The following is a 23041-nucleotide window of genomic DNA, read 5'->3' as shown; positions in this document are numbered from 1 at the left end:
CTCATATCAAAACTCCTTATGGGTATTTTATAAGAAATTCTACGTTTGAGCTGTGTTAGTTTAGGGGATAGTTACACTTCGTGCAGACACATCCTAGTTATGATTTGGCTTTATAATAAAAATTATTTGGTTGAGGAAATCCACAGGTAACAAAAAAGCCAGACAACTGAAATTGTCTGGCTTTTCGTGCAGCATCTTTTATCAGCTGTCTTAATTAGTTAACCATTAACCATCAATCTATAGTCGCGATACTGCTACCGCTTAGAACTTCGACCTTTTGCAGGGCGCTTACCATTTGTAGCAGGTTTGCCATTGCCTACAGCCTTCTTGCCATTACCAAAAGGACGTCTATCTTTACCTTTAGAACCCGCTGGTTTTCTAGCATCATCCTTGGCATGTTTTTTATTGCCCTTTGCTGCCCCCGCTGATTTCGAAGACGTTTTTGTCTTTGACGAATCATCAGTACGAGCATTTTTTCGTGGCGCATTACGAGATTTCTTGCCCGGATTACTGGCATCTGAAGAAGAACCTTCTATGGACTTAAGTAAAACAGACAACTCTTTTTCGGTTAAATCACGCCAATCTCCAACGGGAGTACCTTTAAGACTGACATTCATAATCCGCGTACGCTCAAGCTTCACCACTTCATAGCCAAAATGCTCACACATACGACGAATTTGGCGGTTTAAACCCTGCACTAGCGTGATGTTAAACACGGTGGGTGCCATCTTAGTAACCGGGCATTTCTTGGTCATCTTCCCAAGCATTGGCACGCCACCAGCTAAACCCTCAATAAAACTATCTGTTATCGGCTTGTTCACCGTCACTAAATATTCTTTCTCGTGGTTATTACCAGCACGAAGTACCTTATTAACCAGATCACCATTACTGGTCAAAAAGATTAAACCCTGAGAGTCTTTATCCAAACGTCCAATCGGAAAAATACGTGTACTATGTCGAACGAAATCAACGATATTATCTTTTTCTGAAGCTTCTGTAGTGCTCACAATACCCACGGGTTTATTCAAGACAATAAACACAAAATCATCCGCCTCTCGCGGCTCAATGAGTTGCCCGTTGACTTTTACCGTATCTCCAGCAACCACTTGATCGCCTACTTGAGCACGCTTACCATTGATGTATACATTACCTTGTTCAACAAAGCGGTCAGCGTCTCGCCTGGAGCAAATACCGCTTTCGCTGATGTATTTATTTAAACGAGTTGAGGAAGCGTTAAACATAAAGCACCGTTTTACCTGATAAGAAGCATTTTTTTACTAAGAAAAAAGCCTAAATTAAAGGGGTTATCAACAAAGAGATGGCTCACATTATATAGGAAATTCAATATCCATTTCGGGAGAGAAGGGCAAAACCTTAGAAATATATCCAGTATCGTATTTGTACCTATTAAAATCAATATTATCCCAATTTTGTTTCTACGGATTTGACGGCAGAGGTCATACTTTATGCACTGATTTTTATCGCAAGCTGAGTACTAAGAAATGGGCAATGATGACCAAGTGTTCTATAGACCCAGTACTACGAAGTATCAATGACTTGATAGAGAAGGGAATATTGGAAAAATCTGATGCTTCTAAGCGTAGTACAAATTACGAGGTTGCCTTGTGAACAAACTTGCTAGGGGTTTGAATTTTACTGTCCAGTTGGTTAGTTAGACTCTCTCAAGCTAGTTTCTACAGGATTGACAGCATAGGTCAAGGATAACCAAGCTGAGTACATTTCAAAAAATGTATCATGTGCATGTGCTAAATTGGTAAGGATAAGCGATGTAAACTCACCGCGATTACCTATGTAAATTTGCTGTAATATAGTCACAGCATCGAATGAAAGGCTTATTAAAACAGCACATTCAGGTTTCTTATTATCATTATTACGCCACTGATAACCATTAGCATGAGTAGCATTATTCTAAACTGACTAATACTCATACCGGCCAAAAAGCGTTTGCCGATGATATTGCCAATAACGGCACCTAATCCTAAGACAATGCCATATACCCAGAGCTTGACGGTGAATATACCAAAAAAAGAATAGCTGCCGATTTGTACCATACCTACAAAAAAAGAATTAGCCGTTTTGGTAGCAATAAGGTTTTCTTTTTCTAGTCCAGCATTCATATAAAAAGGGTTAAGTATAGGGCCGAGACCGCCCACTAATGTGCTCATGAAAGCAATCATAAAGCCCAAAGGTATAAAACCTGCTTTTGGCATATCAAAAGTTTTATTTACCTTACCAAACTTATATTGGAATATAGTAGATACCAAAAACACGCCAACCAATAACTGAATCCAGCCAGCATCTAAATGACTAAAAACAAATGCTGCTAGCCACACACCTATAATGGCACTTGGTACGTAATATTTGGTCAATGACCAATCAATATCATTCCAGAATAAATATAGTCGAGATGTATTACTAATCAAAGTAGCCGAATTGATCACAGGTGGTGCAACCGCTGTCCCTATCATCCAAGAAGTGGCTGGTATCAGTAACATAGCACCGCCACCACCCGATATAGTAGAGATAATAAAAGCGGCCATGCCAGCGAAAAACAAGCCTACTAAATGCCAACTTGGGATGGATTGTAGTAAATCTAAAACAAGGAGCACTATAAAATCCTATTTCATGAGTGACATCAAGTGGTAGTAGTCAACTAAATCTGTCTAAATGATAAGAGGTTTTATTAGAGTAGCATTTTCATTCCTCTAGCAATTTCAACGCGTTCATTAAAAGTATCGGGTGTAACTATTTCCTAAAAAAATGGTGGTCATACATAGAGTATAACCACCACCGGAGAGTATTTTGAGAACAGAGTAACTAAAACTTAAATAGCAGGCTTAAATTTTCTACGGTAGATACTACGTATAACTGGCATAAATACCATCAAAATAGCCAACAACCATAGCACTACTGTAATAGGGCTGCTCCATAAGATACTAAGCTCACCTTGAGAGATAGATAGGGCTCGTCTTAAGTTAGACTCCATGAGCTCACCCAATACATAGCCCAAAATAAGCGCTGATAATGGAAAATTTAGTTTACGTAAAAAGTAACCAAATACACCAAGTGCCACCATAAAGACCAAGTCAAAAGTCGTGCTATGGATAGAATATACGCCAACGAAACTGACCGCAGCAATGGCTGGTATCAAGATGTAGTTTGGTACATCAAGCAGTTTGGCGAACAAACCTACCAAAGGGATGTTCATGATTAGCAAAATCACGTTACAGATAAATAATGAGGCAATCAGACCCCATACGATATCTGGCTGCTCAGTAAATAACTGTGGACCCGGTGTAATGTTATATAACGTCAACGCACCCATCATGACTGCTGTCGTACCAGAACCTGGCACACCTAGCGTCAACATTGGCACAAATGAGCCGCAAGCTGAGGCATTATTAGCTGCTTCTGGCGATGCAACACCGCGAAGATCACCATCACCAAAGGTTCCAGTATCACCAGCGATTTTACGTTCACTAGCATAAGTCATTGCACTGGCAATCGTTGCGCCTGCACCTGGTAAGATACCAACGACAAAGCCCATTAGACCACTACGTAGCATGGCTCCAAAAGCAAAAGTAAACTCTTTAAAGTTTAATAAACTGCGCTTACCTTGTTCAATAACCTTGTGTCCAGTCGTTGTTTTTTCGAGCAAGATTAGAATTTCACTCACACTAAAGAAACCAATAACAATGGTGGTAAATTGAATGCCATCAGACAGATTAACCGAATCAAAGGTAAAGCGGTAAATACCAGTAACAGCATCAACCCCAACAGTTGCTAGACCAAGACCAATCAACGCGGCAATACCCGTTTTAACTGGCTGATCACCTACCAAACCACTGAGGCAGGTAATAGCAAATACCATCAGTACAAAGTATTCAGCAGGTCCAAATGAGATTGCCCATTTGGCTAATAACGGCGCAAATAGCACCACACCGATTGTCGCGATAGTGGCACCGACGAAAGAGCTGACAGCAGATAAAGACAGTGCAATACCAGCCTTGCCTTGTTTTGCCAATGGATAGCCATCCAAAGTCGTCATAATGGCGCCAGCATCACCGGGTACGTTAATAAGAATGGCAGAAATACGACCACCATATTCACAGCCAAGATAAACGGCTGCTAGCAAAATGAGCGCACTCTCAGGCGGTAAACCAAGCGCAAAAGCGAATGGCAGTAATATCGCTACACCATTAATCGGGCCAAGACCCGGCAACATGCCCACAATCGTACCTAAAAAAGCGCCGATGAGTGCCAGCAGTAAGTTTTGGGGGGTAGATGCAACAGCAAAGCCATGCATCAAAAAATCAAAAGTATCCATATTGGCTATCCTATTATCCCTGACAACAATCCGAGTGGTAATTTGACATCTAAAAATAGGTCAAATAAGACATATAAGCCAATACTGATTAACACTGAAAAGATAAAACTCTTTAGAGGATTACCTGCAAACAGTAAACCTACGGCGAAAGACATCAGAATAGTGGCAAGAATAAAGCCCAATACTTCAAAAATGAGACCATAGACCAATAAGGCAAGCGCACATAAAATAAGATTACGGATGATCGTTTTATTTAAACCCAATTCAATCGCTTTAGTAAAACTGGCGGGACGAAAAGCAACGACTAAGCAGCCAAAGGCAAGCAGGGAAAAGATTAAAATAGGGTAAGGACGAGGACCAATTGGGTCATAAGCAATAGGGGCAACATAACCAATGGCTAAGTATATTAAGAATATACTGACCAGTGCCATCAGCCCGGAAAACAAACGTTCCATTGTCATAAGGAGCATTCCTTGAATTTTGGAGCAAAAGGCTGACAGATAGATATCCTGCCAGCCCTTTGAGAAATACCAAAATATTTGATATTCAATTGCTAAAGGTTATTAAATCTCAACGTAACTATTTGGTTGGTGCTGCTTCAACAAGACCATATTCAGCAGATAACTCGCGTAGTTCGCCCGTACGTTTATAAACGTAGGCTTGTAGCTCATCGCCAGTCATAGAGAAAGGCAGCAATTCTTGTTGCTCACGTATCTCAGCGAATTTCGGATCAACAAGCATCTTATCGAAAGCCTCTTTCCACCAGTTATAAGCACTAGGGCTTACGTCTGGACCCATGTAGTAACCACGAACTACTGGCCACGTCACATCATAACCTTGCTCTTTCGCAGTAGGAATATCGGTCATCGTCCCGCCCAATCTTTCATCTGCAAATACTGCTAATACACGTAATTTACCTGCATTGGCTTGCGGCATAATCTCAGCAATACCGGCACTAACAACAGTAATATGATTGCCCATCACTGCTGTGATCGCCTCGCCGCCGCCTTCCATGGCAACATAAGTCATGTCACTAGGCTTAACACCAACGGCTTTAGCTAAAATAGCGGTTTGCATCCAATCTTGACCACCAACACTACCGCCAGCACCAAAGCTGATCGCTTTTGGATCTTTTTTGAGCTCAGCAACTAACCCAGCTAGATCTTTAATAGGAGAGTCTGCATTGACTGCAATAGCGCCATAATCAGTACCAACACCAGCTAGCCATTTCACGTCTTTTTCAGTGAATTTACCAAATTTACCTTGCGACAAATTAAGAATAGAGCCGGTAGAGAAGGCAATAATGGCATCGCCATTATCCCGATCATTGGCAACGATTTTGTTATAAGCAACAGCGCCGACGCCGCCTGGCATATAGGTGACGCGCATAGGATCTTTTAAGATACCAGTATCTCTTAAGCCAGCTTGAGCAAGCTTACACGTCAAGTCAAAACCACCACCTGGTTTGGCAGGCGCAATACATTCTGGACGTGAAGGGGCAGTAAGCTCAGTTGAGCCATCTGCGGCAGTCGCATCTGTACTGGCAGTTTCGTTTGCATTGTTACAAGCAGTCAAAGATAGGACAGACAGGCCAAGAGCCAGATAGGATAGTTTTTTCACACGACACTCCTTGTGTGTATTTTTACAGTAAAAATTCAATAGAATTTTGGCCAAAATATAAAGTTATTACAGGTGAAGGTAGCATTCGATTAATGTGTCTCATTAACTTCATAAACGTATGCTTTTCATTACTATGCAAAAGTAACAGAATATTTTAAAAATAACAAGAAACATATGTATGTATGTATGAATTTTATAGTAATATATTAAATTGAAGGCGGCATAAGGTCTCCTGTTATAGCAATATGCAGGATGAATAAATGATATTGATTTCTTCGAAAAAAATATTTAAATTAATTAAAACAAATAGATAAGATGATTTGGTGATGGCGAAGATTATTGAGACATCCTAAAAATAACGTTGATATCAGTACCATTACGAGGCTATGACAACGATTTAAGAAGTTGTGAATTTAGTGAGAAAAATAGATATATTGGGATCAAAATATAGTAAGCATATTTAAAAATATTAAAAAATCACGGTATATTTTACCTATGAGAAGTTAAAATATCAGCTGGATAAGTAAAATTGCGAGTATTCCGATACCAATATCTAAGGGCACTGCCTTGAATAGTAGCGCATTAAAAAGCTTGTCTTTGTTTATAACGACTTGAGAAGCGCCTAACATCAGACTACCTCCTGATGAGAAAGGCGAGAGTGATGAGCTTTGCGCCCCCACAACAATACAGGTAAATAGTAATAAAGGGCTCAGTCCAGAGGCAACTGCTAGGGGCAGGACCATAGGAAATAAAGTAGGGGCGACTACCCCGAGCGTACTAGCAAATATTGACATAATGGCGCTAATAACAAAGACTAAAATCGGTATCATCCAGATAGGTACATTGGTACTTAGCCATTCTGTCAGCTCATAAATAACGCCTATTTCTACTCCGAGACTGATTAACATACCAACACCACAAATCATAATGAGGGTATTCCAAGGTATTAGAGCAATCACTGCTTTTTCATCGCCTAATTTTAAAAATAAGCTCACTAAAGCAAAAAATATGGCGATAAAACCAATGTCAATCCGAGCGTTCAAAAACTTAATCGCTGATACTTGTGGCATGAGTAGATTTAAAATGGGCACGATAAGTACAATAGCCATCATAATAAAGATCAGTACAAGAGACTGTTTTTGCTTACTGTCAAAGGGCTCTGGTATGGTCGTCTGAATCGCTATTTTGCTGTTCTTGGCATTGATAAAGCTATAAGCACCCAATACAATCATAGGCATTATAAAAGTGACAGCGAACACCCCTAACACATAAGTAAAGGTATTGTCATTTGCGACGCCTGCGCCGCGCATCAGCTCTCTAAAAATAACACCGCTTTGTGAGGTGATAAAGTTAGCACCCGCTAAGGCACCATAGTTCACCGATAAAGTAGCAATGACAAGATTCAAGTTAGTGCGTTTAGACAACAGCAGGATCATTGGTGCCATCGTCGCTAAGACGGTGTAATAGCCGGCTCCTAGGCCTGCAATAATCGTGGCAACAAGGAAAATAACCAAAGGTAAGAATGCGGGAAAGTGACGGCACTTATAGATTAAATGATTAGATAGCTTCTCTAAAGCACCGTTAGCTAGGGGAAAGTTATAGAAAAGCGTCACTGCAAAAATAACAAAGAAAATTTTGAGAGGCCATAGCTCAACAATTTCATGTGCCTTCATCCCCATACCGAAACAACCGATCAGATATGAAAATGCAATAGCAAATAGGCCAATATTAATCTTAGTGGTATAGCCCAAAATGATACATATCACGATGGCGGCGAGAATATAAAAAGTCACGGCTACTCCTTGACCTTAACTGTATGAGTTCTATAAAAAACCATAGCAGTTTTTACAGAGTAAAGAGCATTGCGCTAATATTGACGGATAGCTTTTTATATCAGAAGCTCATCTGAGCTTTAAAAGCGTATCATTGAGTGGAATGATAGCAAAAAATTTGGCATTAATTAGGAAAGATTAATCATAAAAATATAATAATGCTTTAATATTAATGTGATACCTATCGAATGCGCTGAAAGCTTAAGAGAAATTGATCAGGGATAACGTAGTTTTACAGCAATAGCAGTGCTTGACGAGATTGAAACAGTTAATAAAAACCTTTCCACTGTGGTGAAAAAAATGCTAAATAATTTCAAAGAATTTAAAATGCCACGTTATGAGCAAGTGCGATGGCATATACAGACGTTACTGACAGAGAGTAAGTGGGATGAAAACACGCCCTTACCGACGGAACAGGAATTTGCAGATAAGTATGAAGTATCTGTAGGAACTGTCCGAAAAGCTGTCGAAAAATTGGTAGAAGATGGGGTGTTAATAAAGCAGCAAGGCAAAGGCACCTTCTTAAAACGTCCAGATTTTGCAAGCTCATTATTAAGGTTTTTTAAGTTTCGTGATAAAGATGCCCGCTATGTCACACCGACGGGCATAATTAAAAAAATCATGGTTGTAGACGGTATTGATGACATTAATAAAAAACTAAATATAGGTAAAAACAAAGCGCTCATTTATATAGAACGTACGCGTATGGTTGAAGACAGAGTCTTGTTAAGTGAAAAGATTTGGTTACCTAAGAGTCGCTTCCAAGCCTTTGTAACCCTAAATCCTGAAGATTTCGAGAATCTTCTCTATCCGTTTTACTATACAAAGTGTGGTCAATTCGTATCGTCTGCTGTAGAGACGCTGTATTTTATAACCGATCACAGTGATGATTATCTGGGCAACAATAAGCAAGAAAACTTAGTTAAGGTATGCCGCATTGCGAAGAATCTAGAAGGCGATCCTATCGAATATAGAGAATCATATGGACTGGCAGAAAAATTCAGTTATGAGATTAATATTATTTAGCGGTTTATCAAAGTAGTGGTCGACTCATTCAGATTATTTGAAAAGGGATTATGCAATTAATAATATGTAAAACTGATACAGTGTTTATAACAACTTTATTTAATTAGAGGAACGATGTATTACTGAATCGAATTTCGCAAGCAAGTAATGCATAGCATTAAAAAAAGCATGACGATAAGAGAAGCGGCTATCACCTGAGTACCATCACCATTCGTAGCTGGCACAGAAGTTGGCTCTCAAAAAAACTAGGGATAAACCACCAACTAAAATACCGAATGAAGCACTCTTTAAAAGACGTTGAATAATATCCTGATGATTATCTGTATGAACGGGCTAGGCGCTTTAACGGTAGTAAGACAGGTATGCACACTGCTTTAAAGCGTCTTGGAATCAGTCAAAAAAAGACCTTAGAGCATCCAAAAACTTGTCCAATAAAAAGTGCGATATATCAGAATAAGCTTGATAGCTTTACGCAGTAAGGCTTCCCCATTATTCATATGGATTAAAGTGGCTTTGAGGCTGTAAGCATAAGACCTTACGGATATGCACCTATTGGTAAAACTTGTATTGATCGCTATAACTGGCAAGCAAGAAAGCGTACTAATATTATTGGTACGCTCTATGAAAAAATGCTGTTTGCGCTTGATTACTTTGAGCAGAATATCAATAGCAATATATTTTATCACTGGTGCAAACACACGCTTATCCCAAGCCTTAAGACTAAATGCGTGATTATTATGGATAATGCTAGATTTCATAAAAGCAAATGCATTCAAAAGCTACTAAACAGAAATGGCCATCGTATTCTATGGTTGCCACCTTACAGCCCTGATTTAAATCCCATCGAGAAAAAATGGGCACAAGCAAAGTTTCTACGCCAAAGCTGGATGGAGAACGATCTGTCTAAACTGTTTCATGATATGGGCTGTACTAATTTTATTGTGGACTGACTATAGCACTAATATCAATACTTATATTTTACAGTTGACACTATATGTCTGACCGTTTGCCATGTTTACGTTCATGACACCATAGTTTGCTTTGGTGTGCCAATCATAGCTCATCTAAGGGTCAGTGCTATTAACATAACGAGCACCAGAAGCTGAAACTGCTTGATTCAAGGTGAGTTTTTTATTATTTATACCCACTTTAGGCAACGTCACATTTAGATTGGCAATTTGACCATTATCCTGACAGGACATAATAGTTGTTTGATCAGTGCTAGTCATAGGTGCGTTAGTAGCACAATAGGAGCCGCAGCCATTAGTTTTTCATAATAATCCTTATAGATAAATATTAGGTTGGAAGTCAAATAATTAAAAAAAATTATGATAATGCAAACTAGAGTTTTTCTGCAAGTCATTGTTATCGTGCAATATTAAATTAGAGCTTAGGCTTGCCATTGCTTGTTATCTTGATGAAAGTACCACGTCATTATTATAGGCGCGAGCAGGCTTAGCCAAATACCATAAGTAATCGATAGCCCTTGCGCTACTGTGATATAGCTCAGCAAAATAATAAAGGTGGCAAGAATAAGAGCCGTCATATTGTGACTTGATTTGCGGCACATTAAGGCTCGAAGTAAGGTTAGGGTTACTAAAAAGCCAAATAGCATGATCATCAATAATCCCATAGCATAAGGCTGAGTGACCGTACTATTTAGAGTATTTGCCCAAGCATCGGTCACTAAATTAAGCGCGCTGCCTAACGCTGCAAGCGTAGCGAAAACAAAAAAGTGCCCATAGCCAAATAAGAATAAATCATAACGACGACGCTCATTGTCCAAAATAGTACCAAACGGGATCGTAAAATAGAGCCACCATAAGGCAAAAACCAATGCCACAAGGCTTGAACCTAATAATATAATAGCGCTAGCAGCAGACTCGGAGTTGACTAAAAAGGTTCGAATGCTATTACTAACTCCTAGCACGCCTTCGCCTAAAACAATAATGGTCAACAGGCCATAACGTTCAGCCATATGATGAGGATGCCAATTGATGTTCTGTGCTGCACGCGCCCAAATTGGCATCAGTAATTCAGCGGCTATAAATAAAAATAACGCAGGCGTTTGTATCGAAGCAGGTAGAAATAACCAAAGTATCCAAACACTTTGTAGCGTTAATAAGCCAATAATACTGCGACCAGCCACCCGTTTGTGACCTTTAACTTGCTGATAAACACGCCACCACTGGCTACAACTGGCCAATCGCATGATCGCGTAACCAGTGACTCCTATCCATGTCAATCCTTGCTCGAAAAACTGATTGATGTTGGCTGCAATCATTAATGAGCCAAACATTTGCAGCAATACTGAGAGACGATAGTACCAATCATCAGGATCGTAGCCGGAAGCAAACCATGTGAAGCTCGTCCAAGCATTCCATAAAATAAAGAAGGCGATGATAAAGGTCAAAAACCCTAAAAAGTCATGCGCAAGCAAGCGCTGGTAAAGGCCGCTTGCGGCTGCTGAAACGGCAATGACATAAACTAAATCAAATAATAACTCTAGCGTAGTTGAGGGTCGATATGGCTCAGTGGGATCGCGGGCGCTTATTGTATTAATGGTAGGTATAGTGATCATTTAAGCTTGTCCGTTAAGTGTTGAGCCGTAAGTGTTTATCAAAAATTATCCCAGTACGGATTATCGCCAAAACGTTCAGCGATAAAATCAATCAAATAACGACAACGTTGCGATAAAAATCGATTTTTAGGATAGACCGCATAAGCATTTAAAGTGGGTAATTGATATTGCTGCAGGATAGGCACAAGCTCACCGCTAATTAAGGCTTGATACGTAATAAAAGTTGGCAGAAAAGCAATGCCATGACCTTTGACTGCCATCTCCCGCAAAAAGTCCCCATTATTGGCTTTTATTTTACCGTTTACGGCGACTTGATGCTTCTTACCTTGCTCATCTATCAGTTCTATCGTGCTAGATTTGCTCATACCATATTGTAAAAACTCATGTTCTGACAGATCGTCAAAAGTCTTTGGCGTACCCATACTCTCTAAATATTCGGGACTGGCGCATAACGCATAACGAATCAGTGCTAGACGTTTGGCTTGATAACTGTAATCTTGCAACTCTCTAATACGAATCGCTAACTCAAACCCTTCCTCAATCAAATCAGTATGCCGATCAGAAAAATCCAGCTCAAACTTTAACTCAGGATGCTGATTGGCGTATTCATCAATAACATCGTTTAAATGCATCAAACCAAAGGACAATGGTGCTGTCATCTTTAATGTCCCTTCGATACGCGTCGGAGTACCACTCGTCTCTTCATTCAGCGCATCCACTTCGCTGAGTATATGGTGCACCTTTTGATAATACTGTTCACCAGCTTGGGTTAAGTTTGATTGACGCGTGGTTCGGCTAATCAGTTGACTGCCCAAGCGCGTCTCTAACTCCTTTAAACGCCGGCTTACCGCAGATTTTGCGATGTTCAGTTGCTCGGCAGCCTTGGTAATACTACCTGCTTCGACAATACGCACAAACATTGCCATATCTTCTAATTGTCCCATGTAAACCACCTCTTAATTGTTCTTTAAATAAGAACTTACATTTGTAATTATCACGGTTTATCTAGTTATAAGCAACGAATACAATAGTCCTGTCACATAATCAAATAAAAGCTTAAAAAACATTCTATTACTGGAGAAAACCCATGGATAAACTACAAGAGCTAAGCGCTCCTATCGGACGCCTGTTTTTATCAATGATTTTTATCTTTTCAGGCTTTACCAAAATTACCGGTTATGCCGCTACTCAAGGTTATATGGAAGCAATGGGTGTGCCTGGGATGCTATTGCCTTTGGTTATTGCTGTTGAACTTTTCGGCGGCCTTGCTATTCTCTTTGGTTTCAAAGCGCGCTTAGTAGCGATTTTAATGGCTGGTTTTAGCGTAGTCTCAGCGCTGCTTTTTCATCAATTCTGGATAGATGAATCACAGATGAACCCTTTCATGAAAAACATTGCGATGGCGGGTGGTTTCTTGATGATATTTGCTCATGGAGCAGGTGCTTATTCAATTGATAACAGTAATCATCGCAGAATATAGTAGAGTAAATGGCGTAGAAAATATCGTCTTATCATCATAATCAAGGAGCCGCTATGAGCGCATCCCTAAACATCGCCTTAATTATTGGCAGCTTGCGAAAAGAATCTATCAATCGTAAATTTGCAGAGCTTATGGTATCGCAAATGCCTGAGAACGTAGTGATAGAAGAAGTACACATTTCCGATTTGCCTGTTTATAATCAAGATTATGATGACACGACCATTGACAGCTATGAGCGTGTCCGTAAACAGCTTAAGAACGCCGATGGGGTATTGATTGTCACGCCAGAGCATAATCGAACCATGCCTGCTGCCCTAAAAAACGTCATCGATATCGGCTCTCGTCCGTATAAAGAAAGCGTTTGGACCCATAAAAAAGTTGCGGTAGTGACGGCCTCGCCAGGCAGTTTTGGCGGTATCAATAGTGGCCTTGATTTCAGAAAAAGCCTGCAAATGCTGTCGGCACAAATGATGATTGATCCTGAAATTCATTTAAGTCGTGCAACTGACAGCTTAAATGACGATGGCAGTGTTAGCCCGCGCACACAGAAATTCTTACAGCGCTTTGTGACTGATTTCGTGGATTTTGCAGGACATACCAGTGCCTAAAGCTGTCGCTGATAACAATACTCTAGATCGTAAGACACCAAGCTTTTGGCAACGCTATCAAGCGCCTATACTATTAACGATAGTTGGTGGGGCGATTGATACCATTGGCTTTATCACTTTATTTGGCTTTTTTACCGCTCATGTCACGGGTAACTTAGTACTGGCTGGTAGCGGTTTGGTTAAAGGTGAAGATGGCTTGTGGATCAAGCTGGCATCGGTGCCACTTTTTATAATAACGGTGGTTATTACCAAAATATACATTGATAAAAGCCGAAAGCAAACGTTAGTACTCAGTCATTTGTTTTTAGCAGAAGCGCTATTTTTGAGCGCATTTATGATAGCAGGATTGTCCTTTCAACCTTTCACTGAAGCAGGCGATATATCGGTCGCCATTACTGGTGGTTTGGGCTTAACGGCACTTGCTATTCGTAATACGGCTAGTAAAACAGTCATCAAACATATGAGTCCTACGGTATTAATGACGGGTAATACGACCCAATTGGGCATTGGTCTGTCAGATTATATTGCCAACCGTAGCGCTGATAATGCCAAAAAATTGGGGCATAGCGCGGCATTGGTTATCAGCTTTGTGATTGGCGCGCTCCTTGGGGCGGTGCTGTACGTCAATCTCAGTTATTGGGCAGTCGGTTTGTTTGTCATTCCTGTGCTGTACCTATCACTACTAGCGCGTAATCCAGAGTTCTTACAGCATATTAGCTAATAAAAGTTTTACCATTATTGAGTAATGCCATTAATCGTAAAAAGCCATGATGATTTGTCATGGCTTTTTTTTGGTTCATATTTTCTTAGGCTTTCGCACCATGAAACACCGAATTGTCTTGGTATTGTAGATGCTTATCAATATAGGATTTCACATAAGGACAGGTTGGTTTAACGCGCAGTTTTCTAACGGCTGCACAATCTAAGATAACCTTAACTAAGTAACCAGCAATACCACGACCACTGAGCGACTCAGGTACGAATGTGTGCTTATACTCAATACCTTCCTCACCTGTGGATGTGGTAAAAAACTCATACTCTTCAAACGCAACTTGATCATCGATATGAATTTCGAAACGTTTTTGAGCTTTGTTGTCGATAACTTCATTATTCAATGTATGTAGATTTGACATGGTTTACCTCTCCTTATCGTTAATATTTTTTGCACCCGTTTATTGGTACTAACGGGTGGCGCGAATGATGGCGTGACTATTATATTACGTTAATTCTAAGCACCTATTGTTCTATAAATAAGAATAGTTATTTGCAATAATCATTGTTTATCTATATCTGCTCAACAATTATAATAGGACCATAGCTTAAACAAGCCAATTAAAAATAAAGGATAACTTATGAAAACGATCTATCATGCAGCAGATTCTCGTGGCGATGCTAATCATGGCTGGCTCAAAAGCCGTCATACTTTTAGCTTTGCCAATTATCATAATCCAGAGCGTATGGGTTTTGGCGCGCTACGGGTCATCAATGATGACTTTGTTATTGGTGGTCAAGGTTTCGGCAAACACTCACACCGCGATATGGAAATTATCAGTATTCCTCTAAGTGGGAAGCTAGCTCATGGCGATAATATCGGTAACGAAGGTATCATCGAAACGGGTGAGATTCAGGTCATGTCAGCGGGTACGGGTATTACTCATAGTGAGATGAATGGCGATGCCAATGAACCTGTCAAGTTTTTACAAATTTGGGTGATTCCCAATAAAATGGGTGTGACGCCGCGCTATCAGCAAGTACGTATGGATGAGCACATGAAAGCTAATGAGTTTAACCAAGTGCTCTCGCCAAACGCGGACGACGCTGGGGTTTGGATTCACCAAAACGCTTGGTTCCATATGGGTCATTTTGACAAAGGCGTGACTCAGACTTATGATTTAAAAGATGTCAATAACGGTGTTTATGTCTTGGTACTAGAGGGTAAAGTGACTATCAACGGTAACGTACTTGATACTCGAGATGGTCTTGGTATCTCAGACACCAAAAGCTTCACGATGGATGCTGATGAGGACGCTAGAGTATTGCTAATGGAAGTACCTATGTATTAATTGATACAAAAAATAGTAGTAATTCATAATCATGTATTCAAGAATCTATAACTATCTATAATAAGAGGTGAATGATGAGTATTCAAACCCTAGAGCCAAGAATGGCCGATGTTGGCGGTATTCCTATTGCTCGTCTGCTACCTAACACTGGCAAAAAACCTATCGGAGCCTGGTGCTTTTTAGATCACGCTGGTCCTGCTGACTTTGGTGAAGATGAATTAGGCATGCAAGTGGGTCGTCATCCGCACACCAATCTGCAAACTTTTAGCTGGATGTTAAATGGCGAAGTACTGCATAAAGATAGCTTAGGTAACGAGCAAGTCATTACTAAGAACCAAGTCAACGTCATGACAGCCGGTACGGGTCTAAGCCAAGGCATCAGTCATACGGAACAAAGCGTGTTTCCAGACACTGGTGGTTCGTCGGATGCGGCGCGTGCTATCAGCATGGTACAGCTCTGGATTGCACTACCAACGGATCAAGAGATTGAGCGCGGTTTTCATCATTATCCAGAGCTACCAACGTGGACGGAAGATAGTGTTGAGATGATTCTGACCACCGGTAGCTATACCAATGTGTCAGGTCAGCACTTTGAAGCGCCTACTATCCAATACTCCAAGCTGGTCGGTATCGACGTGTACTTTACCGAGGATGGCGAGGTGACGCTCACTTTAGAACCAAGCTTTGAATACGGCATCTTAGTCTCAGAGGGTGAGATAGAATCTGAAGGAAAGGTATGTAAGCAGGATCAACTCTTTCGTTTCCACGATAGTGATGTTGCTAATAACGAAAGCATTAAATTGGTTGCTAAAAAAGGCACACGTGTGATGTTTATCGGCGGTGAACCATTAAATAACCAAGTCCTACTCTGGTGGAATTTTGTTGCTGACAATAAAGCAGAGATTGAGCAATCCATCATCGACTGGAATAATGGTCATGAGCGTTTCGGTAATGTCGACTCTGATATGAAACGTTTGCCAGCACCTGAATTACTTCAAGGTTTTAAAGGTTAAAGGTTGGTTAGTATTTAAATTTATAACTTAGTTCTTAATCACGTAAACTCATCAATAATCACTGGAGAAAACAATGTCAAACCTAAAAGACTTACAACAATTGGCAGAAAAGCGCCGTTCTATCTATGCATTGAGCAATCAATTGCCAGTATCAAATGACGAAATCGTTAAGTTAGTTGAGCATGCGGTTTTGCATACGCCATCCGCTTTTAACTCACAATCGACGCGTATCGTGGTGTTATTCGGTGAAGATCATGAAAAATTATGGGATATTACTGAAGAGACACTCAAAGTGATTGTTGGCGATGACGAGAAGTTCCAAGGTACTAAAGATAAAATTGCAGGCTTTAGAGCGGGTGCGGGTACAGTATTGTTTTTCGAGGACAAAGGCGTCGTGAGAAACATGCAAGAAGCCGCCTCTTTATATGCGGATAAATTCCCAATCTGGGCACATCAAACCAGCGCGATGCATCAATATGTAATTTGGACGGCATTGGCGAGTTTAGATATCGGTGCTAACTTGCAGCATTATAATCCTGTCATCGATCAGAGAGTTGCCGATGCTTGGGACATCGCTGATGATTGGGAATTAAATGCGCAAATGGTGTTCGGCGCTATTGAGCAGCCAGCAGGCGATAAAGCGTTTCAGCCAATTGATGAACGTATGAAAGTATTCAGTAAATAATTTTTAGCGTTAAAGACCGTATAACCAATGAAACTGCTATGAAAATATCGTAGCGGTTTCATTGGTTTTTTTATAATTATAAACTGGGGTAATATGATGTTATAGCAGACTATAACTAATGTAGTAAATCCTACTAGCCCAGTTGTTTAAGATATGCCTATAGAAGAATTCAAGATCATCGAGCGCTTTAATCGGATGCTTCGGAATTTAAGAAGCGTCGGATTAAGGGTTATCTTGAATACTAGCGTTTATAAATATATTTAATAGCCAATTACTGTCAGCAGTCATTAAACTATCTTTATTAGATGAGGTGCTAAGCGCTAATGGCTATGTTCATCATCATGCCCAGCTTTCACACCAAACCAAGTCACATGAGAGGGTGTGAAATTCAGTGTTATTTTTGACTCGATTTCACCATCTTCAGCATCAATTTCGATGATTTGCTGGTTTGAGTCATCCATCATATAAACCATTTTCGTGTTTGGGTTAACAATAAATGAGGGAACCGCTTTGCCTTCGATGCCATTAGGGAAAACATTTAATACGGCAGTTTGCTTATAATTTTGTGCGACATCCAGTATGTATAACTTGCCAGTATCATCGAGTAGCATTAAATGCTCTCCGTGGGCATCAAAATCATAGCTGACAACACGGCGACGGCTGTCTGTTGTCCAGACAATCGGTGTCATGTTTTTACTGATAGGATCAACACGGTAAGGCTGACCGCAAGCGCTGCCAATGGCATAGTTATGATGGTGGTTAGTGATGAATGAGCCAATTCGAGCAGGACTACTGCTTGTACCATCACATTGAATATTGGTTAGGCTGCTGGGATAGGAAATTTTTTCGGCGCTGAATGTGTCTCCGGTTTGTTTGACGCTTAAAACGCCATCGCTACAAGCAAAGACACTGTAATCTGTGACGCTGCCACTGCCATGCAACCCCATGCATTTTGTCTCAAAGGTTTGGCTTATATGATAGTGATCACCATGCTGTTCAAATACAGAGAGCGTATCAGCCAGTGAGCTACCAGTTGTCTGATAACGCTGCGAGGCAATCACATAATTGCCTCTAGGTTCCGCTGTACCGTGCATGCTGGTATTAAGCTTTTGATAAGGCAGTGTACCATCGGCAATACCGGTATCTGTTACGAGTACAAATCCAGCTTCTTTTACAGGGTTTTCTATGGGGTTGCCTGTGGCACCCAAACCATCAAAAAATAATCCAGCTTGCTCACCAAACGTTTGAAAATGTACAGGACGGGTATAGTTGAGCTGTAATGGCATTTTTGCCGTATCACGAGCATATGGGTGATCATGATCGCCATGATTTTCAATCTCAAGCCCACTATGATAAAAATTGACCGTGTTGTTAGTACGATCCATGACGACGGCGTAATGACCATCTGGACTACTTTGTACGGCATCGGCTTGACCTGTCAAAGGTAAGGTTTGTATCACTTTATCTTGAGCAAGGCTATAAATGTAAGCTTGACTGCCATCTTTTGCAGTGATAAATAAACGACCTTGTTCCATTTCAGTGCTGACAGCAGATTCATCATCATGGTCATGATCGTCTCCATGGTCGTGGTCATGTTCTGAATCTATGATTGATGTTTTCCTATCATCTGATGACCCGCAGCCGCTAAGTGCTGAAACGGCGATTAAAGAAGAGAAGGCGAGCGTGATGGCACGGCTCAAAGCATTTATTTGATTCATAAAGGACTCCAGTCATAAGTTATGAGGCTTATGACAATTGATTACGGATTGCTAGTTACTGGTGACTAATGAAAAGAGAGTAGGCTGTTAGAAGTTATAGGTGATACCCGCATTGAAAGAGCGCTCTGGCATTGGTACTTGTTCAGCCAAATAAGAGGCATGATTATAGGCAAGCTCGTTTAGAATATTTTCGACTTGAAAAAAAGCGGTGTAATCATGAGCGCTCGAACTGTGATAGACAAGCTTGGCATCAACCATGTTGTAGCTCGGTGTATTGGTTTCAAAATCAGCAATGTGATCTTGCTCAAAACGATGATACCCAGACAGCACCAAGTCAAATTGACCAAATTGAGAGGTAATATCACCACCAATACGAGGCGCTACCAATCTTGGCGCGTATTTCCGTGTAAGGCTTCTATCATCTAGCGTGATGAGTGCAATATCGGCAAAGCTGCCAATACTAATATTGTCATTAAGATAATAGCGTGATTGAATTTCACCACCATAATGCTTGGCATCGCTTTGGACATAATCCACTAAACGAAAATCTGCAGACTCTCCTTCAGTAGCAATGTCTTGAGTTTTTGCATAAATATAATTTGCGCTGTCGTTATAAAAGACAGAAATACTACTATCAAAACGATTGCCATTGTCGTAACGCAAAGTGAATTCTACGCCATCAGTAGATTCTTCTTCTAATTGCCCATTGCCACGCTCCCAAGTATTGGTTGCAAGATGGGCGCCATTAGAAAATAACTCTTGTGGAGAAGGCAATCTTTCAGAATGACTGATTCTGGCTGACAACTGCGTATTAGGCGTAAGATATTTGCCACCTTCTAAACTGACAGACGTTCCAGCATGTGTTTTTTCGATGTTATTGTCGTTATCTATTAGGCTTTGAAAATCTTGACGACCGCCAAACTCAATATACCAAGGACTTTTGCCTTGTTTTCTTAAAATACTAGACGTATCGAGAGGAGCGTCTTTCGTCGTCTCACCATGATTATGACCAGCATGGGCATCAATTGTAGATAATGACTGACCTGCAAATTTATCAGCATTCTGTATTTTTGCGCCAAAATAATCTGGCGTGAGTCGTTCAATGAAAAACAAACCGACCTGTGTACGATCGGTTTGCGGCAAATAGCCTTCTAGCCCAACAGCAGAAAACCGGCTGTTTGTGTAATCTAGACCGACCACACCTTTCATAAAACCTAGATTACCTGTTTTATACGTGCTATGTGTGGCTTGAGCTTGAGCACTAATGGCTTTGTTTTCAAAAGTTGTGCCCACCGCACCTTCATCTATTTCATCGTGACGATAATCGGTATAGCTGAGTTTCGTATTGATGCTATCGACGCCTATCATGGGTAATTTTCGCTCTGCATGGAGCTGATAGACGTTTGACGTCATATCGACATAGGGCGCTTCACCATGATCGTGGTCATGTTCATGATCCGCCTCACAGCTCAGTTGGTTAGTCAGTACGCTATCAGGTGAGCATTCATTATGCACATGAAAGGGCAAGCCATATTCTGAGGATAGGCGCTGATATGATGCACCGATATAGCCCATATCAGTCACATAAGACAAGCCAATGCTACCATTGTCTTGCGTGTACCAACTGTTGGCAATCTCATCGGTATCCAAATGTGGTACTTGGATATTGCCTTTATCCGTCTTTTGGTAATACCCACTCCATAGCCAATTTTCACCGATACTACCATTGAGTTCTGCATAACCTAAATAACCGTCTGTGGCTTGTTGACCAATCAATGCCAATTTTCCGTTGATGTTGTTTTTAGGCTTTTCTTTAGGAATAGTGTCATTAACAATATTGACCACACCACCGATAGCACCGCCACCATACATCAACGCTGACGTGCCTTTGATTACTTCAACTTGTTTGGCACCTAGTACAGGTACCGCCACTTGATGGTCTGGTGAGATTTGTGACGCATCTTGTACGCTCAAACCATTTTGCATGACTTGGACACGCGGTGCGCTTTGCCCTCGAATAATGGGTCGGCTCGCACCTTGCCCAAAACTATCAGTAGACACGCCCACTTCATTTGCTAGTGCATCACCAAGCGTACTGCTTGTCTGAGTAGTGAGCGCATCGCCAGTAACAATACTGGTTGCGGTTGCCATTTCATTCGCTTGTGGCAATAAAGGGTTAGACGTTACCACTATGGTGTCTAGAGTTACCGAAGGGTGGGTCATATCAGGAGAGTTTAGGTTAAAAGATGAGGGTGTCATAGGTTTGATGTCTACTATCGTATCCTGTGCATTGACCGACAAACTTGCCATACCTAAAGCTGTCGTTACTGAGAATACAGTCGTTACCCGGCGAATACTAAAATTAACTGAAGATACAGAAGTATAATCAGGTTCTCTTAATCTGTTGATATGAAAAATTGGAGACATGAGATTACCAAAATAAGAAGTTATATAGGGATAAATAACGATAAGAGTAAATATTTTAGTTATGTTATAATATAACATAAAGATATACAAACTTTATATTTCAGTAAGGTGTGCATATTAGCTACGCTTACACAAGGTAACTTCAATATTTGACTTTCTTTGTGAGTGATAAATGTCACAGTCGTTCAATGAATGTGTTGGTACTGAGATAATGATGAGTATGTCGAAAGTTAGAAAAATGAATGTGTTAAGGACTATGGTTCATGAGAATATCAATCATAAAAAGCCTTATAGATCTCTGGTCAATGAATTGACACGTCTGAAATATAGAGCACTTTGTAAGCCAGTCTCTGAAGAAATAAGAACGGTAGGTAATAAATCAATAATAGATCGTCTGGACTAATGACAGTGTGCAGGAATTCAGCACCAGAGGTTAGGATTTCACATGGTTGAAGATGTTATATTTTGGAAGTTTAAAACCAACTTTGAGTGATAACTTGAATAAAAAATAGCTAGTTTAGCTTTAACGGCAGTTGCGAAGAACAAACATCGTATGAAGGGGCAGGCTTTAGAGTAGGTTTGTCTTTATTTACGAATGCTATTCTATACGTTTGGCGCAATTGAATAGCTGGCTGTAGGCTATTAATATCAGTAATCTAGATTTTTTGGATAATCGCAGTGTATTTGTTAAGCAGTTCAATATTATTTGAGTGACCTAATCACCTAATAGAATCAGCTCTATTGCTTATTAATGCAAGGTGTTACCTTTAATAGCGCCAGTGCTGCTAGATTCATTAGACGTCGAAACCTCGGACACTCCAAGTGGCTAGGCGCTGTGTAAGTTGCCGCATGTTTCATCCCATCACGGATAGCGACTAATTTTTGAATCATTTCATCCAGTTCAGAGGCTTTGTTCAGCAACAAATATCGATCAACATCTAGAGTTTTTTCAGACCCTAATATCCCAGCAATCTCATCCAATGAAAATCCTGCAACACGTCCTAAGGCAATCAAGGACATAAGCTCTAATATATCTTTGCTGAAAACTCGGCGGATACCTTGCCGACCAACAGAGCGAATTAGGCATTTTTTCTCATAAAATCGTAACGTTGAAGTAGGAAGACCAGACTGTTTAGTAACCTGCGAAATATCTATAATGCCCTCTGGACTTAAAATTGTATGCAATCATCACATTGATATTGAAACCAGTAAGAGAGTCATCATGGATAACGTCGTTTTTATAATATTAATCGGTATTGGCGCTACCGCTGTAATGGACTTATGATCATTACTCAGGAAGTATTTATTTAATATTCCACCGAGCAACTGGGGAATAGTGGGGCGTTGGATTGCTTACATGGGTCAAGGGCGGTTCCGTCATGACGCTACTGCAAAATATAATACTATTCATGGTGATCTTTTTATTGGGTGGAAAGCCCATATTTTACGGACAAAAAAAGCCCCAATCGTGAGATTGGGGCTTTCTAAATATTTGGTAGGCATAAGCAGACTCGAACTGCTGACCTCTACCATGTCAAGGTAGCGCTCTAACCAACTGAGCTATACGCCTATTTAGGTTGAGTATTCTATCAAGTTTTTGAGACTTTGCAAGCTTTATTTCTAATAAATTTTTTTATTAG

21 protein-coding genes, 1 tRNA gene and 1 pseudogene are annotated in these 23041 nt (G+C 40.5%); 9 read left to right on the top strand and 14 right to left on the bottom strand.

Features of this window, described 5'->3' with window-relative positions:
* Positions 1 to 254: 254 nt before the first annotated feature.
* From rluF to JMX95_RS05070, 6 genes are all read right to left on the bottom strand, one after another.
* On the bottom strand, positions 255 to 1241 hold the full coding sequence (gene rluF, locus JMX95_RS05095) for a 23S rRNA pseudouridine(2604) synthase RluF (RefSeq protein ID WP_193007220.1): 987 nt from the start codon (positions 1239 to 1241) through the stop codon (positions 255 to 257).
* 615 nt (positions 1242 to 1856) lie between these two features.
* Positions 1857 to 2630, bottom strand: a complete 774-nt coding sequence (locus tag JMX95_RS05090; protein ID WP_227675970.1) for a sulfite exporter TauE/SafE family protein — start codon at positions 2628 to 2630, stop codon at positions 1857 to 1859.
* A 215-nt stretch (positions 2631 to 2845) separates the two neighbouring features.
* Positions 2846 to 4348 carry a tripartite tricarboxylate transporter permease gene (locus tag JMX95_RS05085; RefSeq protein WP_193007219.1) on the bottom strand — a complete coding sequence of 501 codons (1503 nt, stop codon included), beginning with the start codon at positions 4346 to 4348 and terminating at the stop codon, positions 2846 to 2848.
* Between the two features lie 5 nt (positions 4349 to 4353).
* Positions 4354 to 4809 (bottom strand): tripartite tricarboxylate transporter TctB family protein, encoded by a 456-nt coding sequence (locus JMX95_RS05080; protein ID WP_041753189.1) that lies wholly within the window; start codon positions 4807 to 4809, stop codon positions 4354 to 4356.
* A gap of 118 nt (positions 4810 to 4927) precedes the next feature.
* Positions 4928 to 5968 carry a Bug family tripartite tricarboxylate transporter substrate binding protein gene (locus tag JMX95_RS05075; protein WP_193007218.1) on the bottom strand — a complete coding sequence of 347 codons (1041 nt, stop codon included), beginning with the start codon at positions 5966 to 5968 and terminating at the stop codon, positions 4928 to 4930.
* A gap of 503 nt (positions 5969 to 6471) precedes the next feature.
* Complete coding sequence (locus JMX95_RS05070; protein WP_201560165.1) at positions 6472 to 7761, bottom strand: SLC13 family permease; 1290 nt, start codon at positions 7759 to 7761, stop codon at positions 6472 to 6474.
* A 339-nt stretch (positions 7762 to 8100) separates the two neighbouring features.
* On the opposite strand from JMX95_RS05070, the gene JMX95_RS05065 reads away from it, so the two are divergent.
* Both JMX95_RS05065 and JMX95_RS13830 read left to right on the top strand, forming a co-directional pair.
* Entirely contained in the window at positions 8101 to 8826 is a 726-nt protein-coding gene (locus tag JMX95_RS05065; protein ID WP_193007216.1) for a GntR family transcriptional regulator, read from the top strand.
* 527 nt (positions 8827 to 9353) lie between these two features.
* Positions 9354 to 9776, top strand: a complete 423-nt coding sequence (locus JMX95_RS13830) for a transposase (RefSeq protein ID WP_227675974.1) — start codon at positions 9354 to 9356, stop codon at positions 9774 to 9776.
* Between the two features lie 114 nt (positions 9777 to 9890).
* On the opposite strand, the gene JMX95_RS05055 is transcribed toward JMX95_RS13830, so the two are convergent.
* From JMX95_RS05055 to JMX95_RS05045, 3 genes are all read right to left on the bottom strand, one after another.
* The gene (locus JMX95_RS05055) at positions 9891 to 10055 is read right to left on the bottom strand and encodes an MliC family protein (protein ID WP_193007215.1); all 165 of its coding nucleotides are present in this window, start codon (positions 10053 to 10055) and stop codon (positions 9891 to 9893) included.
* A 161-nt stretch (positions 10056 to 10216) separates the two neighbouring features.
* Complete coding sequence (locus tag JMX95_RS05050; RefSeq protein WP_193007214.1) at positions 10217 to 11407, bottom strand: low temperature requirement protein A; 1191 nt, start codon at positions 11405 to 11407, stop codon at positions 10217 to 10219.
* Between the two features lie 38 nt (positions 11408 to 11445).
* Positions 11446 to 12351 carry a LysR family transcriptional regulator gene (locus tag JMX95_RS05045; protein ID WP_193007213.1) on the bottom strand — a complete coding sequence of 302 codons (906 nt, stop codon included), beginning with the start codon at positions 12349 to 12351 and terminating at the stop codon, positions 11446 to 11448.
* Between the two features lie 143 nt (positions 12352 to 12494).
* On the opposite strand from JMX95_RS05045, the gene JMX95_RS05040 reads away from it, so the two are divergent.
* Genes JMX95_RS05040 through JMX95_RS05030 form a run of 3 tightly spaced genes read left to right on the top strand, consistent with a single transcriptional unit; the run spans position 12495 to position 14216 of the window.
* Positions 12495 to 12887, top strand: a complete 393-nt coding sequence (locus tag JMX95_RS05040) for a DoxX family protein (protein WP_193007212.1) — start codon at positions 12495 to 12497, stop codon at positions 12885 to 12887.
* Positions 12888 to 12940: 53 nt separating this feature from the next.
* Positions 12941 to 13495: an NADPH-dependent FMN reductase gene (locus JMX95_RS05035; protein ID WP_193007211.1), complete on the top strand. Its 555-nt coding sequence runs from the start codon at positions 12941 to 12943 to the stop codon at positions 13493 to 13495.
* A complete protein-coding gene (locus JMX95_RS05030; RefSeq protein ID WP_193007210.1) occupies positions 13488 to 14216 on the top strand; it encodes a YoaK family protein in 729 nt (242 codons plus the stop codon). Before JMX95_RS05035 ends, JMX95_RS05030 begins: the two co-directional genes overlap by 8 nt.
* Before the next feature lie 85 nt (positions 14217 to 14301).
* Here the strand turns inward: JMX95_RS05030 and JMX95_RS05025 are convergent, their stop codons facing one another.
* On the bottom strand, positions 14302 to 14628 hold the full coding sequence (locus tag JMX95_RS05025; RefSeq protein WP_193007209.1) for a GNAT family N-acetyltransferase: 327 nt from the start codon (positions 14626 to 14628) through the stop codon (positions 14302 to 14304).
* A gap of 219 nt (positions 14629 to 14847) precedes the next feature.
* Between JMX95_RS05025 and JMX95_RS05020 the strand changes: the two genes are divergently transcribed.
* The 3 genes from JMX95_RS05020 (at position 14848) to JMX95_RS05010 (ending at position 17256) form a co-directional block, all read left to right on the top strand.
* On the top strand, positions 14848 to 15558 hold the full coding sequence (locus tag JMX95_RS05020; protein ID WP_193007208.1) for a pirin family protein: 711 nt from the start codon (positions 14848 to 14850) through the stop codon (positions 15556 to 15558).
* A gap of 74 nt (positions 15559 to 15632) precedes the next feature.
* The gene (locus tag JMX95_RS05015; protein ID WP_193007207.1) at positions 15633 to 16571 is read left to right on the top strand and encodes a pirin family protein; all 939 of its coding nucleotides are present in this window, start codon (positions 15633 to 15635) and stop codon (positions 16569 to 16571) included.
* A 73-nt stretch (positions 16572 to 16644) separates the two neighbouring features.
* The gene (locus tag JMX95_RS05010; RefSeq protein WP_193007206.1) at positions 16645 to 17256 is read left to right on the top strand and encodes a nitroreductase family protein; all 612 of its coding nucleotides are present in this window, start codon (positions 16645 to 16647) and stop codon (positions 17254 to 17256) included.
* Between the two features lie 320 nt (positions 17257 to 17576).
* Here JMX95_RS05010 and JMX95_RS05005 read toward each other — a convergent pair whose 3' ends face one another.
* From JMX95_RS05005 to JMX95_RS04995, 3 genes are all read right to left on the bottom strand, one after another.
* The gene (locus tag JMX95_RS05005) at positions 17577 to 18974 is read right to left on the bottom strand and encodes a YncE family protein (RefSeq protein WP_201560164.1); all 1398 of its coding nucleotides are present in this window, start codon (positions 18972 to 18974) and stop codon (positions 17577 to 17579) included.
* A gap of 87 nt (positions 18975 to 19061) precedes the next feature.
* Positions 19062 to 21401: a TonB-dependent receptor gene (locus JMX95_RS05000; RefSeq protein ID WP_226950322.1), complete on the bottom strand. Its 2340-nt coding sequence runs from the start codon at positions 21399 to 21401 to the stop codon at positions 19062 to 19064.
* 738 nt (positions 21402 to 22139) lie between these two features.
* A complete protein-coding gene (locus tag JMX95_RS04995) occupies positions 22140 to 22586 on the bottom strand; it encodes a helix-turn-helix domain-containing protein (RefSeq protein ID WP_226950323.1) in 447 nt (148 codons plus the stop codon).
* A 115-nt stretch (positions 22587 to 22701) separates the two neighbouring features.
* Between JMX95_RS04995 and JMX95_RS13825 the strand changes: the two are divergent.
* Positions 22702 to 22944 (top strand): annotated as a pseudogene (locus tag JMX95_RS13825) (DUF2938 family protein); the annotation flags it as partial.
* On the opposite strand, the gene JMX95_RS04985 reads toward JMX95_RS13825, so the two are convergent.
* Positions 22895 to 22971, bottom strand: a tRNA-Val gene (locus tag JMX95_RS04985). The pseudogene JMX95_RS13825 and the gene JMX95_RS04985 sit on opposite strands and share 50 nt — an antisense overlap.
* Between the last annotated feature and the right edge of the window lie 70 nt (positions 22972 to 23041).

The sequence above is a fragment of the Psychrobacter sp. NC44 genome, from assembly GCF_904846655.1.
Lineage (GTDB): Bacteria > Pseudomonadota > Gammaproteobacteria > Pseudomonadales > Moraxellaceae > Psychrobacter.
This window is presented reverse-complemented; position numbering and strand designations above follow the sequence as displayed.